The organism is Peribacillus sp. NPDC096448 (assembly GCF_044762675.1).
Taxonomy (GTDB): Bacteria; Bacillota; Bacilli; order Bacillales; family DSM-1321; genus Peribacillus; species Peribacillus frigoritolerans_B.
The window spans coordinates 255,998-273,127 of sequence record NZ_JBIWEU010000006.1 but is presented as its reverse complement, the minus strand read 5'-3'; the positions used below and the strand labels follow the sequence as shown (position 1 = coordinate 273,127).

The window sequence follows — 17,130 nt, the reverse complement described above, 5'->3', positions numbered from 1 at the left end:
TATAAAAAAATCCCATTATATGCTATGTTAAATATTGTATAGGGGGTAAAAGGAATTGAGATGGACATTTTAATCGAAACATTTGGCACCTTTTTGGAAATAATTTCTTTAACGTATTTCTTAATTGCTTTTCTAGGAATGAAATTTAGTAAAGTTAAAAAACAAATTATTGCACTTAGTTTAATAGGAACAACATTGATCTTGTTGTTGAAGTTAACTACAACCTTTGCTCCAGGGATTACATTTTTGTGTAGTTTCCTAATTTTGTTTATATTAGCTAATTTAATATTTAAGATTAGCTTTATTGCTTCTTTTATTTCAGTTGTTCTGGGACTCTGCATACTATTATTAGGAGAACTATTATCTTTACTCTTTTTAGAAAATATGCTCGATGTTATTAAATTATTGGAAGCTGATTCTTTTGAGAAAATTTTAATAGCATTACCACATATCATTTTAATAAACTTAATAGGCTTCTTGTTTATTAGATATAATTTATCTTTTATACCCTGGGATATGGTTTATAAAGATAAAAATGATTCATTTTATAGGAAATATGGACCAAAGTACATGATCTTAACGTGTATTACAATGATATTAATTATTATTGTTGCTTTCACTATATCTTACAATTTATTTTATTTAAAACAGACAAATTCGTCTCTTTTATTTGTAACGATCGTATCTACATTTTATTTACTTTTTTTCTCGCAACTTGTATTAAAAAATGAATCTCAGAAATTAGAAAAGCTATTAGAGAAACAACATGAAGCAGAGATTAAAACATATTTCCAAGTTATAAAGTCTCAACGTCATGATTTTGTTCACCATTTGAGTACATTATATGGATTAATTGCACAGAAAAAATTTCAGGATACTGAGGAATATATAGAAGAGCTTATCGATGATGTTAGAGGGATTAACGAAATAATCCCTCTCCATCACCATGCAATTTCCGCAATACTTTTAACACTACAGCAGCAAGCTCAAGGAAAGAATATTAATATGTCGATTATTGTAAAAAATTCACTTGTAAATATTCCATGTAAAGTAACTGATATTAATCGTGTACTTGGAAATTTAATATCAAACGCAATAGATGAATTATCTCGTGTAAAAGATCAAAAAAAGTGGATTGAAGTACTCATAGAATTTGAAAATTCATCTAATGAATACATATTTACTGTAACTAATAATGGAGAGATTGATGAGCAAGTAGCCTCCAAACTATTCGAAAAACAATTTACTACTAAATCAAATAACCACGAAGGTATTGGTTTAGTAACTACTAAAAGAATTATGGAAAAGTATGAAGGACTAATTTATCTAGAGACTACAAACAGTACTACTTCTTTTATTGCGAGAATTCCAGCGTTAGAAAAAAATAAAGCTATATAAAGGAGAAATAAGAGTGAGTAATTATAATGTATTAACCGTAGATGATAATGTTCAATGTATTAATATGTTAAGGAGTTTATTGACTCAATATCCATTTATCGAAAATATTTATAGTTATTCAGATCCTAGAGAAGTAATAGACTTTTTGCACACAACAAAAATTGACTTGATTTTTATGGATATAGACATGCCTTATATAAATGGCTTTAAATTGGCTGAAACCATTAAGAACCAATTCCCTCATATACTCTTGATTTTTGTAACAGGTCATTCAGATTATGCTGTACATGGGTATGAATTATATCCTGTAGACTTTTTGCTAAAGCCAGTAAGTCCTTTACGTCTTGAAAAATCTCTAATTCAATTTCATAGCCATCATAAAAAAGGAATATCGCCGATAGAAAATAGTGTCAAAGTACCAAAGAAAATTACTGTGAGAGATAAAAGTTCTATTCATTTTATTAATATACAAGAAATTAATTTTGTGGAAAAAAGAGGAAGGAAATGCATTATAAATATTAAAGAAAAAAAAGAAATAGAATGTAGTAATACGTTAAATGAGTTAGAAAAAATGCTTGTAAAACATAATTTCTTTCGCCCACATCAATCATTTTTAATTCCATTATCCAAAATTGTAGAGATTAAGCCGGACGAGTATATGAGATCCTACTTAATAGAACTTGAAAACGTAAAAGCTGAAATTAGAGTGAGCAAAAACAAATATAGTGAATTAAGAAATGCAGTTGCTGAAAACCTTTAGATTTAAAAGCTTGGTCTATTTCAAAATTCATTGTAGAATGCATAATAGTTGCAGCCATTTTACTTTTAAATATTTTTCTTAAAACAGAAGGAAAACCTTCGGTTAAAGCAAGAAGTTGAAATCTTAAAAAAGGCTATGGCCATCTGGTTATATTCACAATTTCTTGAGCTAGTTTAGCTAACATACCATCCCCCTAGTTTATGGAAAAACTATAAAAAACCAGCTCGTAAATAACTTGAGCTGGTTTTTCATGTATCTTCCTCTATTAAATGAATTCAAGGGCATTTTCCCTCAAGAAACGTTTTCCTTGTCGCCGGTGTATTCACGCTCCCAAAAATCGGCGTTTTTTATGCCTAAAGCTTTTGGATTGAAAACAGGATCGATCCCCGCTTTCTTTTGCTTTTCGTAATCCTTTAACGTAATGAGCGCCGGTTTAGCAAGAATTAAAATGGCAATGACATTGAGCCATACCATAATTCCTAGTCCAGCATCACCTAATGCCCAAGCCAGCTCTGCCGTACGCACGGATCCGTAAAAACTGGCCGCCAGGATGATGAGCTTCAAGGCGAACATGGCCGATTTACCATTCCGGTTGCGCATTAAATAGGCGATATTGGTTTCAGCAATATAATAGTAGGCCATGATCGTCGTAAAGGCGAAGAAGAAAAGGGCGATTGCAACAAAGCCAGCACCAAAACCTGGGATTACGTTATCGATTGCCGCTTGTGTATACCCTGGACCAGGAGTTACATCTCCCAAATTATTGACGATATATGAACCATTTTCCGCTTGTGTATTATACATGCCTGTAAATAAAATCATGAAGGCCGTAGCGGAACAAACGAACAATGTGTCGATATAAACCGAGAATGCTTGAACAAGACCCTGCTTTGCGGGATGTGATACTTCAGCCGCAGCCGCCGGATGAGCTCCTGTCCCTTGGCCGGCCTCATTCGAATAAACGCCGCGTTTCACTCCCCAAGCAATCGCCATGCCAATGATCCCCCCAAATGCAGAATCCAATCCGAAGGCACTTCTGAATATCAAAGAGATGACTCCCGGTAATTCAGTGATATTCAATAGGACGATGACAACAGATAGCAATATATAACCAAGGGCCATGAAAGGCACGATTAAGGTTGCAGCATTAGCTATCCGTTTTACACCGCCGAATATAATGAAGCCAAGTAAAAGGACGATTGCCAAACCAGTGAACACCGGTTTGATGCCAAATGCATTTTCCACCCCGGCAGCAATCGAATTGGATTGAACACCTGGCATAAGGATGGCCATGGCTATAAGGGCTGCAAATGCAAAAAGAACAGCAAACCACTTCCACCCTATCCCTTTTTCAATATAATAAGCAGGGCCTCCCCGATATTGTCCATCTTGTTTGACTTTGTAAATTTGAGCTAAAGTGGATTCCACAAATGCACTGGCCGCTCCTATGAATGCGATGGCCCACATCCAGAAAACGGCACCGGGACCGCCAAAGGCGATAGCCGTCGCCACTCCTGCAATGTTACCTGTACCGACCCTACCTGAAAGGGCTATGGATAAAGCCTGGAAAGAGGAAACCCCCGCTTCCGAACTTTTGCCTTGGAACATCAAGAGGACCATTTCCTTAATATGCCTCACTTGCAGAAAACGGGTTAAAATCGAGAATAATAAACCCACTCCCAATAAAATATAAATGACTGGTGAACTCCATAAAACTCCATTTAAAGCCGTAATAAATTCAGACAATCAAGCTCCCCCTTTATAGTTTGAAAATTCTAATTTATCTTTTAATGATTATATTTCATCTTGATGGATTAAACAATAGTTTTTGCGTAAGGAAACCTTACATAAACATTTTTATTTTTACACTTGCAAATACCCCGATAATCACATCCCGTATTCAAAAAAAACGCCAGCGATTCCGCCGGCGTCATGTTTTTTAAATATAGGTCAAGATACTCTAATCGCACCCAATATTTCCCGTTCCAATTGATTGGTTCTCTCCATTTTTGTTGATTCCGTCCATCCAAAATATCCAGCCATATAATCAATCACTGCATGTTTATGCGTTTGGACTAAATCGATATCGAATAATAGTGTCCCCGTCCTGCGGAAGAAGAAATCCACTGGAGTTGCGGCCATTTCATGATCCACTGCGTATTTCAGCTGTACGAACAATTTCTTTGGTAGGCCGCTGCTCGCTCCTCCGTCTCCTTCGTTTTTGGCGATATCGAATAACACAGGTGCGTTGGACCCGTACATGGCCAATATCTCTTTGGAGTCCTTTGCAGCGAGTCCTGAGTCAACTCCCATTTGAACATGTTGCTTGATATAATCGGAGAAGTTGCTTGATCCCCCGACATCCCCTCCGGAAATCGGCATTCCTTTAGTGCTGCTGGCTGGGTAAGTTTTATTGGATTGCTGGGCAAGCTTCCCTGCCAAAAGGTCGACCGTCGTTTTGGCCATTTTTCGATAACCGGTCAATTTCCCACCCGCAATCGTGATAAGGCCAGAATCGGACTCCCATATTTCATCTTTCCTTGAAATCTCAGAAGGATCTTTCCCTTCTTCAAGAATCAACGGCCTTACCCCAGCCCAGCTGGATTCGATATCATCATCCGTAATGTTCACTTCTGGAAACATATAATGTATGGAGTTTAATAGATAGGCACGGTCTTCGGAAGTAACGGTCGGCACTGCAGGGTCACCATCATAAAAAGTATCCGTAGTCCCTACATAAGCTTTACCGGCTCTCGGGATGGCAAAAATCATCCGGCCATCAGGCGTGTCAAAATAAAGTGCCTGCTTCAACGGGAATTTCGATTGGTCGATGACCACATGAACACCCTTGGATAGCTTCAGCGTCTTCCCTTGTTTCGATTGGTCCTTCTCACGAATGGAATCCACCCACGGACCTGCTGCATTGATAACTTTGTCTGCGTATATTTCATAAGCATCACCTGAAAGCAAATCGGCAACTTGGACTCCGTTCACCTTACCGTTTTCATATAACAATTTATCTACTTTTGTATAATTTATCGGTGTTGCACCTTTATCGACAGCCGCCTTCATGACTTCAATCGTAAGACGTGCATCATCTGTCCGATATTCAACATAGTAGCCTCCGCCCTTCAGTCCCTCTTTCTTGACGAGAGGCTCTTTTTTAAGTGTTTCATCCGCAGAAAGCATTTTCCTGCGTTCGGATTTTTTAACCCCCGCAAGGAAATCATATACCCGAAGTCCAATGGAGGTACTGAATTTCCCGAAGGTGCCTCCTTTATGCATCGGTAACAGCATCCATTCCGGCGTGGTCACATGCGGTCCATTCTCATAAACGATTTCTCGCTCTTTACCAACCTCGGCAACCATTTTTATTTCAAATTGCTTCAAATACCGCAAGCCGCCATGAACAAGTTTTGTCGAGCGGCTTGAAGTACCTGCAGCAAAATCCTGCATTTCAACCAAAGCCACTTTCATCCCACGGGTCGTTGCATCCAGGGCGATCCCTGCACCTGTAATTCCCCCACCAATGACAACCACATCATATTTCTCTTTTTTCAGAGTTTCGACCGTTTCTGCCCGATATATATTTGAAAACCTCATGCCTGACTCCTCCTTTAAGTATTGCATTCTATTGTTTTTTTGTATGAATTCTGCGTTTACTCGTGAATTCTGCACTTTTACTCGTGAATTCGGTCATTATATTCAATTGGTTCATTTGTTCGCATAGTTTATATAGATATTAATATCCCTAATCTGCCATTAAAAACAAAAAAAGAGACCATAAATGCACATTATCGAATTAACGATAACGCATTCATGGTCTCTCCTGTTCTCCGGCCGAGTTATTAACTTGATTTCATTATAGCATACTCCAGCTCATTTGAGAAAGAATACATGTTGTTTTTTATTTAAACGCCATAGCGGCATGTACGGCTTTCTTCCAGCCTTCATATAATTTTTCACTATCTTGCTCTTCCATGGATGGTTTAAAGGTTTTGTCTACCGCCCATTGCCGGGAGATTTCTTCTTGATCCTTCCAATACCCGACAGCAAGGCCGGCTAAGTATGCAGCACCTAATGCTGTAGTTTCGTTTATGGTCGGCCTCTCGACAGGCACCCGTAATAAGTCGCTTTGGAATTGCATCAGGAAGTCATTCTTGACTGCCCCGCCATCCACTCTTAATGTTTGCAGCTCGATTCCTGAATCCGCCTCCATTGCATCAAGGACATCCTTCGTTTGATACGCAAGTGATTCAAGTGTGGCACGAATGAAATGTTCTTTCGATGTGCCGCGCGTCAAACCAAAAACGGCTCCCCGCACTTCGCTGTCCCAATATGGAGTTCCAAGTCCTACAAAAGCCGGTACCACATATACTCCATCCGTACTTTCCACCCGTTTTGCATAGGTTTCGCTGTCCTTGGCATCATGAAGCATCCTTAGGCCATCGCGCAGCCATTGGATGGCGGAGCCAGCTACGAATATACTGCCTTCCAGTGCATATTCGACCTTCCCATTCAGTCCCCAGGCAAGGGTCGTCAATAGTCCGTGTTCGGAACTGACAGCCTTGGCTCCTGTATTCATGAGCATGAAACAGCCTGTTCCATACGTATTTTTAGCCATTCCTTCATTAAAGCAGGCTTGGCCGAATAATGCTGCCTGCTGATCACCGGCTGCCCCGGCGATCGGAATCGATTGGCCGAAGAAATGATATTCGATCGTACGTGCATATTCCTCAGAGGAAGGCCTTACTTCCGGCAGCATCGACTTTGGTACAGTCAATATCTCAAGCAGTTCTTCATCCCATTTCAGTTCATGGATATTATACATCAATGTCCGGGATGCATTGGAATAGTCCGTTACATGGGCCTTGCCTCCTGATAGCTTCCAGATCAGCCAAGTATCGATGGTACCGAATAACAGCTTGCCTTCATCCGCCTTTTGTCGTGCCCCTTCCACATTATCGAGGATCCATTTCACTTTCGTTCCGGAAAAATAGGCATCTATCAACAATCCCGTTTTATCCCGGAATAAATCATTTAGTCCCTTTTCCTTCAAATCATCACAGATTTCACTTGTTTGCCTGGACTGCCATACAATCGCATTATAGACAGGGGCACCTGTTTCTTTATCCCAAACGACTGCCGTTTCACGCTGATTGGTGATCCCGATACCGGCAATTTGCTCTGGCTTTATACCCGATTCAGATAGTACACCGGCAATCACCGCCAGGATCGATCCCCAAATCTCATTGGCGTTATGCTCGACCCAGCCTGGTTTAGGGAAATGCTGTGTGAATTCCTTTTGGGAGGAATGGACGATTTCCCCCTTTTCATTAAATAAAATCGCCCGCGAACTTGTTGTTCCTTGATCTAATGATAAAATGTATTTTTCCATTGTGTATGCCCCTCCTTTTAATTAACTAGCGATATTTCTGCTATCCAATTCATGTGACTGTTTTTTACCAAAAGCATAGGCTAATATCAATAGTACCAGGCTTGCACCCAAAACAGACCAAAATCCTGCCGTTATTTCCCCCATAAAGAATGCTTTATAACAAACGGCACCAAGTGAACCCCCAACAATCGGTCCAACGACCGGAATCCATGAATACCCCCAATTGGAATTGCCTTTACCAGGTATCGGCAGCAAAAAGTGAGCGATGCGCGGCCCCAGGTCACGGGCCGGATTAATGGCGTATCCTGTCGTTCCCCCAAGTGACATCCCGATCACGACAATCAATAACCCGACTGCGAATGGGTTTAGGCCCTCTGTAAAATCATTGGCACCTATAAATAATAAACCAAGAATAAGGATGAAAGTTCCAATCATCTCACTTAATAGATTTGAAAATGTGTGCGGGATCGCAGGCGAAGTCGCGAACACACCAAGCTTCGCTCCTGGATCATCCGTAGCTTTCCAGTGTGGCAAATAGTGCAGGAATACTAGAGTTGCGCCGAGGATCGCGCCAATCATTTGGGCAACGATATAACCGGGCACATCACTCCATGGAAATTCTCCAATAATGGCAAACCCTAATGTGACCGCCGGGTTTAAATGCGCCCCGCTTATGGACCCCACTGCAAAAACACCCATGGTAACAGCCAACCCCCACGCAATCGTGATAACGATCCAGCCAGCATCTTTTGCATAGGAGCCCTTTAAGGATGAACCAGCACCAATACCTGCCCCGAATAAAACCAATATCATCGTACCTAACACTTCTCCCCAAAATGAAGTCATGATAAAACGCCTCCCCTGATAAATTTTTAAACCTTGCCAACAAATAAAAGGAGATCCGCAGCAGAACTATCTTCATAAAAAAATTATGAATAGATCTGTTGTGAATCTCCTAGTCTCCTTCACATTTATTAACTTGTACTGTAAAATATACTAGGTTATGAAAACGCTGTCAATATTTTGTAAAAAAAATTAATCTATTTTTCTGTAATTTTTTTCAATTTCCCCCTATTAGACGATATCCCATAATTCAGTTTTTGAAGTGGTGATTGACGACGCCCCGGCATCAAGGGCATTCAGGACTTCATCCGAAGTACGTATGAGGCCACCTGCAAAAATCGGTGTCTGCAACCGTTCCTTCACTTCTTTTATCATCCATGGCATAGCGCCCGGCAGTACTTCGATATAATCCGGCTTGGTTTTCTGCACCAGCTTATAACTTTTCTCAAGCGCATGTGAGTCTATTAAAAAGATTCGCTGGATGGCAATGACCCCCTTTTGCTTCGCCTTCAATATAACGTTTGATTTGGTAGAAATCAGCCCATAGGGATTATATTCCTGACAAATGAATTCTGTCGCGTACTCATCGCTTCTTATGCCATGGATCAAATCGACATGATAGATCATTTTCTTATTATGCTGCTTTGCCATCATGCTTACATTTTTCAATTGTGATATATGCAAATCAAGAAACACACCTATTTCATAGGAACTTTCTAGAAATCTTTCAAAATCCTTCATGCTTGCCGAAGCAGGCAAAATCTTCTGATCCATTATTATCCTCCTCATTCCCAGAAAAACTCAAAACTTCAAGTCATTTAGTATATTTTAAAGAGCTTGATTTATCAAACACATTTTTTTCATGAACAATGTCATCTTAACACTAACATAACTGGCACACTCTTTATAGATTGCAGCTAAGGATGTATGTAAAATATCCCTTAAATCATAAAGAAAGTTTCATTTTCAAAGCACCTTCGACGAGTTCATACGATTTAATTGTGCCAATGGGAATTTTTCTCACGATGCTCCACGCATTAGCATTGATTTTGATCGCTCTTTTTTCATATTCAAAAAATGGCGGTCTGTTAAATATCCTTTGGTTGATGAAATTACTGTCAATTGGTTCCATTCCCACTAATTCAAACGTAATCGTTCTTCTTTCCACATGAACCGGTTTTAATATAATCCGGAAAGCTACGTCTTTCTTAAACATCATTTTCTTCACTTCCATCGTTCCGGAAAGCACAATATGCTTTGGTGTAATCTCGACTTTAATTTCCTGGCCAGATGATTTCATTTTTATGATTCTCTCTATCATGGCTTCAGTTACCGTTATCGGTATGCCACTTTTGAATGGACTCATCCTTGCATTCCCCCCACTCAAAGCATATGCCGGATTCCCTGATGCGGTTAATATTTCAGCCCGAATCAATAAACGGTATATTCTAAATATTCCAGCTCCAGCCCTTGACCTTTATAAAAACTACCTGTATAGTCATAGTTAATTTAATAGACAACTCTTATCCAGAGAGGTGGAGGGACTGGCCCTTTGATGCCTCAGCAACAGACTGATCTTGTACTGTGCTAATTCCAGAAGTGTAAAAGCTTGAAGATAAGAAGAGTATATAGCTTTGTTGCCAACACCTCTTCTTATTTTTAAGAAGAGGTTTTTTATTTTTAAAAGGAAAGAAGGAATGCAACATGTCCATCACATTAACGAAAGCACCATTCAGGGCGGACCACGTCGGAAGTTTATTAAGACCAGAACGTTTACATATTGCCAGGAAACAATTTAGGGATGGTACCCTTTCGGCAGAGCGGCTCCGTGAAGTTGAAACCGAAGAAATCGAACGGATTGTCGATAAACAAATTGAAGTTGGATTAGAGGCCGTTACGGACGGTGAGTTCAGGCGAACATGGTGGCACTTTGACTTCCTCGAACATTTAAATGGCATCGAGGGATATGTTACTGAAAAAGGCCTCACATTCGATGGTGTGGAAACAGAGAGATATAATGTCCGCAATACCGGGAAGGTTTCATTCAACCCTGAACATCCCTTCATTCGTGATTTCATTGAATTGGACCAAATCGTGAACGGACGTGCAGTTGCCAAGCAAACCATTCCCAGTCCGAATCAATTATTTGCTGCAGGCATTCATAATGCAGACATCTACCCTGATATTGAAGAATATGCAAATGATATCATCAAAGCCTATCAGCACGCTTTGAAAGCCTTTTATGAAGCAGGTGTGCGTTATCTTCAATTGGATGATGTATATATTGCCAGACTTTCATCTCCAGATTTCCAGTTCAAAGATGGAAAATATACGAGGGAACAGTTAATTGATCTTGCACTTCGTGTCATTAATGGAGCATTGGAAGGCAAACCAGAAGACCTTGTCGTCACTACCCACCTATGTCGCGGAAACTACCAGTCGACATGGGCGTTTGAAGGTAGCTATGCCCGTATCGCCCCAACTTTATTGGCAAAAGAAAAAGTGGATGGATTCTTCTTGGAATATGATGATCAACGCTCAGGGGATTTCAAACCATTGGAATACATTCCAAATGGCGGAGCACGTGTCGTCCTGGGAGTCGTCACTTCAAAAAATGGAGAAATCGAAGACAGGGAAGCTGTTAAGGCACGCATCAAAGAAGCCTCGGAATTCGTTCCGCTCGAACAATTATGCTTAAGCCCTCAATGCGGCTTCGCCTCCACCCATCACGGCAACAAGCTAACCGAAGATCAGCAATGGGAAAAGCTGAAATTCGTCGTTGAAGCAGCAAAAGAAGTATGGGAATGATTATTTTCCGTAGGCTTTGAAACTTATTTACAGGATTCATACAACCTAATCGGCTTTAAGCGTGCCGATTAGGTTTACACTTAAAATCCGAAAGCAAACAAAAAAAGAACGGCCACCTGCACGTCCCTTTTTACTTGCAGCTATCTTCATCATCCATTTTCTTCACAAATATATCATCCGTCACCCTATTTTCCAGCTTGTTTCTCAAGGCCAATTCCGCAGCCTTCCCATCACTAGGCGATCCGTCCGAGAAATACATAGGAAACAAGGAGAAAAACATAATATAGAATGAAAAATAGATAAATTGATACCAGATTACCGAGCTGTCCAGGATATTCTGATACACTAAGCTATATATGATCAGCATGCTGATCAAATTAAAGATAGCCCCCCCTAAATAGATCAGCGTATTCGTCAATCGATTATCATGTTTCAATCCCTTGAACTCGCAAGTCCCATTCCAGAAATAATATTTCCTCACTTCTATGTTCCGAAAGGCGAAAAGCTTATTACCACAACCGATCAAGATTTTCTTTTCTGATCCCCCAAAGATCGTAACAAAGAAAATATGCCCGCTCAAATGTATCAGTGTAACGATCGGCATGATCAAAAAAAAGGAAAATAGAAATTTAATGATATCAGAGAGACCAAACATATTTAACTACCCCTCCTCACCAGAGCCATTTCTTTACCAGGATGCTACTCTGATACCCTGCCCACACTAGTTATAACTAGTAAATTTTCACAGTGGTAATATGTTGCTTTCCACAAGTGATAAGAGGATAATCGTTCTCCTTCTGCTTAATTTGGACTGTTTCCAACATATCCCCGGACTCCATCTTAATTTGACCCTCCTCCTGCTTTTCCGGCATTCAAAAAAGGCTATCTCCTTCCAAAGAACCCGGAAAAGTGATAGCCTTTACATCTTTATTTAGCGATTGGGGGTTCGAAGAATTTCTGCGTTGTTTTGTCCTGGCCTCAAGCCTGCATGTTTATATTCAGGGGTGAAAACCGATGTTTTGATCGGGCAGGCGATTTGCTTTTGGACATTTCCTTTTCCGTCAGGTACCTCGACGATCATTCCCCTCGCCTTCAATTGGGGATGCTCGGCCGCTTCGGTGAAGGTCAGCACTGGTTCTGCACATGCCTCGAAATCAGCGAATATCTTCTGCCATTCATGAAAATCCCTTTCGAGGAAAGCCAGTCGGACGGCCGTTTTAAACCTGATTCCGCTTTCTTCATCGCTTTTCATGCTCAATTCATATAATTCGGGTGCACCGATGGCTTCACATAATGCTTTTCGAAAAGGGGGCTCAAGGCTTCCTACCGAAAAATAGCGTCCGTCTTTCGTTTCGTAAAAGTCATAAAAGGACCCTCCGTTCAACATCAGTTTTTCTGGTTCAAGCTCAAGGCCCCCTTGTAGATTCAAAGGTGCGGATATGGCATTCAATGCAAAACTGCAGTCGGTCATGCTGATGTCGATGGCTTGGCCGAATCCTGTTCTTTCCCTGTGAATGACTGCAGATAATATACCGATGACAGCATGCAGCGAGCCTCCGGCAAGATCTGCTATTTGGGTTCCGTTTTTTGCCGGGCCGGCCTTTTTCGTACCGGAATAGCCTGATAGGCCTGCAATCGAAATATAATTGATATCATGTCCCGGTCGGTCTTTATAGGGACCAGTCTGGCCGAAGCCCGTGATGGAACAGTAAATCAGCTTTGGATTGATCGATTTTAATGCCTCATACCCCAGTCCGAGGCGTTCCATGAAACCTGGACGGAATTGTTCAATGACGATATCGTATTCCGTCACTAGGTTTTTTACGGATTCGATTGACTCGGATTGTTTTAAATCCAGTGTGATCGACTGCTTCGATCTGTTAAGATATTGGTTCACACCCCATGAATCCTTTGCTCCCGGCCTCTCCACCTTCAAAACATCCGCTCCTAAATCCGCTAGCATCAAAGTGGCAAATGGGCCGGGCAGTAACGTTGAAAAGTCCAATACTTTTAAATGAGTCAATAAGGTCATCAGCCGTGCACCTTCCCTTTCCCTTGGAAATATTAAAAGCTTTCCCGCCGTTCTGTACATGCAATTTAGCAGAGTTTACGATTATCATATAACACCTCACTCAATATTTGTATAAATTTCCATTCGACAAAAAATCAAAGGCTAGGAATCAGATTCCTAGCCTTTGATAATGAGCTTATACAAAACAAATAAAAGCCGGACAATTTAAAACTGAATTGTCCGGCTGCTTTACTTTAAGCTTGTTCATTCATATTTTTTGTCAAAGTCAAATTCGACTTCATCAAGTTTAACGAATTTGGTCTTTCTTACCAGTTTATAACCAAACCATAGACCAAGGAAAAGCGGGATTCCCAGGTATGCAGCTATTACACTGCCCCAATCGATATGGTCTGAGAAAAAGGCCTGGATATTTTGGGACAGGATGACGATCATGCCAATTAAAATGGCAAAGATCGGTCCAATCGGGAACCATAATGCCTTATATGGCAGCTTCTCCAATGAATGGCCTTGAGCGATGAATGCTTTCCGGAAACGGTAATGGCTGATGGAAATGCCCAGCCAAAAGATGAATCCTGTAATTCCAATGGCATTCATTAACCAAATATACACTTTACCATCACCGAATATGGAAGCTAAAAAGGCCAGCATGCCGATGGAACATGTCAAAATCATGCCTGCAACCGGTACTCCGCGTTTATTAAGTTTTGCAAACAAACGAGGTGCTTGCCCATCCTTTGCCATTGAATATAACATACGCGTAGATGCATATAGACTAGAGTTACCTGCAGATAAGACCGCTGTTAAAATGACGGCATTCATAAGCGAAGCAGCAAAGGCCACTCCAGCTTTTTCAAAGATGAGCGTGAATGGGCTTACCATGACGTTATCACCTTGTAAACTTGGGTTCGTATAAGGGATAAGCAGTCCTATTACGAAGATTGCCAATACGTAAAAGAGCAAGATCCTCCAGAAGACACTTTTAATCGCCTTCGGTATATTCCGTGCAGGATCTTCACTTTCCCCGGCAGCCACACCGACAATTTCGGTACCTTGAAAAGAAAAGCCAGCCGCTATGAAAACGATGAAGACACCCATGAATCCACCCGGGAAAGGAGCGTCATCGACGGTGAAGTTTTTAAATCCAACTGCTTCGCCACCCATAATGCCGACGATCATTAGCAGTCCGACGATTATAAAAATAACGATCGCTGTTACTTTTATGAAGGAAAACCAGTATTCCCCTTCACCATATCCTTTAACGGATAAATAGTTCAATAGGAAAATGAGCACCAAGAATGATGAACTCCATAACAATGATGGACTATTCGGAAACCAGAATTTCATGATCATTGTCGAGGCTGCCAACTCTGCGGCTATCGTCATCGACCAATTGAACCAATATGTCCATCCCAAGGCAAAACCAAATGCCGGATCGACGAATTTAGATCCATAGGTACTGAAGGATCCGCTTGTCGGCATAAAGGCTGCCAGTTCCCCTAAACTCGTCATCACAAAGTACACCATTGCCCCAACTAAGGCATAAGCAAGTAGCGCGCCGCCTGGCCCAGCTGTATGAATGGCTGCCCCGCTGCTGAGGAACAGCCCGGTGCCAATAGCGCCGCCAATGGAAATCATCGTTAAATGGCGGGATTTTAAACCGCGCTTTAATTCTTGTTCTTCTTGCTGTGGAGGTTGCAAGATGTCATTTTCTTGTTTTGGTATCATAATTTTTCATCCCTTTCTATATAAGCGCTTTCATATATGGGGAAATCCATTTAATAAATTTTCCTATTTCATAAACTTTCAAATAGATCTAATTTACAATTCGAATTCCTTTTCTGAATATATGCAATTTTCATGCCAGATTTACAAAACGCAATATTCCACAAATTATTTTAAAAAATACCTTCAATAGACAAATTTTTTTGCACTTTACGCCACGTTTTTTTGCACATTATGCCATGTTTTTTTGCACTTTTATTCATTTGGATTAATTTAAATACATTCCAAATATTACTAAAAGAATATATTCAAAGAATATTTCTATTAAAATCCATTTTTATCCATTTTATTCCTTTAAATGTCATATTTTTTGCGAGTTTTCTCCATTTGATAATAATATGAAACGATGTAAAAATGAGGTATTCTCATGAAGGAGTTGAGTGTTTTGAAAGGTAAGGTATTTTTAGGAACTGCACTATCCGTCGGTCTATTATTTTCTGCTATTCCCCATCAAGAAGCTTTAGCGGCAAAAAATGTATTAAGTGTTGAGAAGTATAATAAGCATAAGGATTCGCTAGAATACAAGTCTGGGAAACTTACGGACCCATCAAAGCAAACGGCAGAAGAAATCATTCTTACCTTTTTTGATGAAAACAAAAAGTCTTACAAGCTAGAAAAGCAAAAGGCGAAGGACTCCTTCACGATCGAGAAAGAAAGCAAGGATGAACTAGGCAATACCGTCCTTAAATTACAGCAAACCTATAAAGGCGTACCTGTATGGAATTCCACACAAGCAGTATTGATTGACGCTAAAGGTGTATTGACTGTCGTGTCCGGTACGGTTGAAGCCAATCTAAACACGAAATTAGGGAAAAAGGCTAAAAAGGGCATCAGCGAATCCGAAGCTATCAAAATAGCTGAAGCCGATCTTGGGTTCACACCTGCCTACGAACAATCACCTGAATCTGACCTATATGTCTACGCAAATGAAGGCAAGGCAGATTATGTATATAAAGTCAATTTGAAATTCTTAAGTCCGGAACCAGGAAATCATAATTATTTCATCTCAGTCAAAACGGGTAAAATCCTGAATAAATATAATACACTAGATGAGGTGACGGGGACCAACTCCGTCGGAACGGGCACGGGCGTCTTAAACAATACCGTGTCGCTGAACACTACCTTATCCAACGGTCAATACTACTTACAAGACAATACACGCGGTAAAGGCATTTACACGTATAATGCCAATAACCGTTCAAGATTGCCTGGTACACTCTTTTCCAACACAACAAATGCTTTTACTGCTTCTGCCGATAAAGCTGCGGTGGATGCCCATTATTATGCGGGTAAAACCTATGATTATTACAAATCGACATTTGGCAGGAACTCCTATGATGGTAATGGAACCATCCTGAAATCAACCGTCCATTATGGCTCAAGATACAATAATGCTTTCTGGGATGGCACCCAAATGGTTTACGGTGATGGAGATGGCACGACGTTCATCCCATTGTCCGGCGGGCTCGATGTCGTCGCACATGAACTGACGCATGCCGTTACTTCCTCGGAATCGAATCTTACCTATCAATATGAATCCGGTGCTTTGAATGAAGCGATATCTGATATTTTTGGCACCGTTGTAGAATTTAAGAATCAAAGTGCCAAAGCCGATTATTTGGTCGGGGAAGATATTTACACACCTAACATTCCCGGTGATGCACTCCGCTCGATGGCTAATCCTACATTGAATGGTGACCCTGACCATTATTCGAACCGTTATACAGGAACGGGTGATAATGGCGGAGTCCACACGAACAGCGGAATCATTAATAAGGCAGCTTATTTAATCTCTGCAGGCGGAACCCACCATGGCGTGACTGTATCCGGAATCGGCATCGATAAACTAGGAACGATCTTTTACCGGGCAAACACAACATATTTAACTACCTCGTCGACTTTTTCACAAGCCAGAGCGGCGGTCATACAATCGGCCTCTGATTTATACGGTTCAAGCAGTGCAGAAGTCACTGCTGTCAAAAATGCCTTTACAGCTGTCGGTGTGAATTAAGAGATTTACCTATATATCAAACACCTCCCTAGCTCCACTTCTAGCGGAGGTGTTTTTTCTTATATATTGTAATGACTTCAACCTTCCGAGGATCATTT

Annotated in this window: 13 protein-coding genes and 1 riboswitch; of the genes, 4 read left to right on the top strand and 9 right to left on the bottom strand. The window is 40.7% G+C overall.

Annotation, left to right across the window (positions count from 1 at the left end):
* The first annotated feature begins 60 nt into the window (after positions 1-60).
* Both ACIQ0C_RS13115 and ACIQ0C_RS13110 read left to right on the top strand, forming a co-directional pair.
* Entirely contained in the window at positions 61-1,398 is a 1,338-nt protein-coding gene (locus ACIQ0C_RS13115) for a sensor histidine kinase (RefSeq protein WP_403060465.1), read from the top strand.
* A gap of 13 nt (positions 1,399-1,411) precedes the next feature.
* The gene (locus ACIQ0C_RS13110) at positions 1,412-2,158 is read left to right on the top strand and encodes a LytR/AlgR family response regulator transcription factor (protein WP_403060462.1); all 747 of its coding nucleotides are present in this window, start codon (positions 1,412-1,414) and stop codon (positions 2,156-2,158) included.
* A 291-nt stretch (positions 2,159-2,449) separates the two neighbouring features.
* On the opposite strand, the gene ACIQ0C_RS13105 is transcribed toward ACIQ0C_RS13110, so the two are convergent.
* From ACIQ0C_RS13105 to ACIQ0C_RS13080, 6 genes are all read right to left on the bottom strand, one after another.
* Positions 2,450-3,904, bottom strand: coding sequence for an alanine/glycine:cation symporter family protein (locus ACIQ0C_RS13105; RefSeq protein ID WP_403060459.1), 1,455 nt, complete (start codon positions 3,902-3,904; stop codon positions 2,450-2,452).
* Between the two features lie 204 nt (positions 3,905-4,108).
* A complete protein-coding gene (locus ACIQ0C_RS13100) occupies positions 4,109-5,761 on the bottom strand; it encodes a glycerol-3-phosphate dehydrogenase/oxidase (RefSeq protein ID WP_403060456.1) in 1,653 nt (550 codons plus the stop codon).
* A 304-nt stretch (positions 5,762-6,065) separates the two neighbouring features.
* Positions 6,066-7,556, bottom strand: a complete 1,491-nt coding sequence (gene glpK / locus ACIQ0C_RS13095) for a glycerol kinase GlpK (protein ID WP_403060453.1) — start codon at positions 7,554-7,556, stop codon at positions 6,066-6,068.
* A gap of 21 nt (positions 7,557-7,577) precedes the next feature.
* Positions 7,578-8,402 (bottom strand): MIP/aquaporin family protein, encoded by an 825-nt coding sequence (locus ACIQ0C_RS13090; protein WP_403060450.1) that lies wholly within the window; start codon positions 8,400-8,402, stop codon positions 7,578-7,580.
* Between the two features lie 228 nt (positions 8,403-8,630).
* Entirely contained in the window at positions 8,631-9,173 is a 543-nt protein-coding gene (locus ACIQ0C_RS13085) for a glycerol-3-phosphate responsive antiterminator (protein WP_061465361.1), read from the bottom strand.
* 172 nt (positions 9,174-9,345) lie between these two features.
* Positions 9,346-9,765 carry a hypothetical protein gene (locus ACIQ0C_RS13080; RefSeq protein ID WP_403060447.1) on the bottom strand — a complete coding sequence of 140 codons (420 nt, stop codon included), beginning with the start codon at positions 9,763-9,765 and terminating at the stop codon, positions 9,346-9,348.
* A gap of 154 nt (positions 9,766-9,919) precedes the next feature.
* Positions 9,920-10,021, top strand: a riboswitch (SAM riboswitch).
* Between the two features lie 82 nt (positions 10,022-10,103).
* On the opposite strand from ACIQ0C_RS13080, the gene ACIQ0C_RS13075 reads away from it, so the two are divergent.
* Complete coding sequence (locus ACIQ0C_RS13075) at positions 10,104-11,207, top strand: 5-methyltetrahydropteroyltriglutamate--homocysteine S-methyltransferase (RefSeq protein ID WP_403060444.1); 1,104 nt, start codon at positions 10,104-10,106, stop codon at positions 11,205-11,207.
* A gap of 130 nt (positions 11,208-11,337) precedes the next feature.
* On the opposite strand, the gene ACIQ0C_RS13070 is transcribed toward ACIQ0C_RS13075, so the two are convergent.
* The 3 genes from ACIQ0C_RS13070 to ACIQ0C_RS13060 form a co-directional block, all read right to left on the bottom strand.
* On the bottom strand, positions 11,338-11,862 hold the full coding sequence (locus ACIQ0C_RS13070) for a hypothetical protein (RefSeq protein WP_403060442.1): 525 nt from the start codon (positions 11,860-11,862) through the stop codon (positions 11,338-11,340).
* A gap of 276 nt (positions 11,863-12,138) precedes the next feature.
* Positions 12,139-13,239 carry a CaiB/BaiF CoA transferase family protein gene (locus ACIQ0C_RS13065; protein WP_403060439.1) on the bottom strand — a complete coding sequence of 367 codons (1,101 nt, stop codon included), beginning with the start codon at positions 13,237-13,239 and terminating at the stop codon, positions 12,139-12,141.
* A gap of 243 nt (positions 13,240-13,482) precedes the next feature.
* Complete coding sequence (locus tag ACIQ0C_RS13060) at positions 13,483-14,964, bottom strand: amino acid permease (protein ID WP_402836264.1); 1,482 nt, start codon at positions 14,962-14,964, stop codon at positions 13,483-13,485.
* 424 nt (positions 14,965-15,388) lie between these two features.
* Here ACIQ0C_RS13060 and ACIQ0C_RS13055 point away from each other — a divergent pair, with 424 nt between their 5' ends.
* Entirely contained in the window at positions 15,389-17,032 is a 1,644-nt protein-coding gene (locus tag ACIQ0C_RS13055; protein WP_403060436.1) for a M4 family metallopeptidase, read from the top strand.
* Positions 17,033-17,130 lie beyond the last annotated feature (98 nt).

What these genes read in the sequence shown, in the direction of transcription:
- glpK (WP_403060453.1), bottom strand. Translation starts at nt 7,556, where the DNA reads ATGGAAAAATACATTTTATCATTAGATCAAGGAACAACAAGTTCGCGG.
- ACIQ0C_RS13075 (WP_403060444.1), top strand. Translation starts at nt 10,104, where the DNA reads ATGTCCATCACATTAACGAAAGCACCATTCAGGGCGGACCACGTCGGA.
- ACIQ0C_RS13070 (WP_403060442.1), bottom strand. Translation starts at nt 11,862, where the DNA reads ATGTTTGGTCTCTCTGATATCATTAAATTTCTATTTTCCTTTTTTTTG.
- ACIQ0C_RS13085 (WP_061465361.1), bottom strand. Translation starts at nt 9,173, where the DNA reads ATGGATCAGAAGATTTTGCCTGCTTCGGCAAGCATGAAGGATTTTGAA.
- ACIQ0C_RS13100 (WP_403060456.1), bottom strand. Translation starts at nt 5,761, where the DNA reads ATGAGGTTTTCAAATATATATCGGGCAGAAACGGTCGAAACTCTGAAA.
- ACIQ0C_RS13090 (WP_403060450.1), bottom strand. Translation starts at nt 8,402, where the DNA reads ATGACTTCATTTTGGGGAGAAGTGTTAGGTACGATGATATTGGTTTTA.
- ACIQ0C_RS13060 (WP_402836264.1), bottom strand. Translation starts at nt 14,964, where the DNA reads ATGATACCAAAACAAGAAAATGACATCTTGCAACCTCCACAGCAAGAA.
- ACIQ0C_RS13055 (WP_403060436.1), top strand. Translation starts at nt 15,389, where the DNA reads ATGAAGGAGTTGAGTGTTTTGAAAGGTAAGGTATTTTTAGGAACTGCA.
- ACIQ0C_RS13080 (WP_403060447.1), bottom strand. Translation starts at nt 9,765, where the DNA reads ATGAGTCCATTCAAAAGTGGCATACCGATAACGGTAACTGAAGCCATG.
- ACIQ0C_RS13115 (WP_403060465.1), top strand. Translation starts at nt 61, where the DNA reads ATGGACATTTTAATCGAAACATTTGGCACCTTTTTGGAAATAATTTCT.
- ACIQ0C_RS13065 (WP_403060439.1), bottom strand. Translation starts at nt 13,239, where the DNA reads ATGACCTTATTGACTCATTTAAAAGTATTGGACTTTTCAACGTTACTG.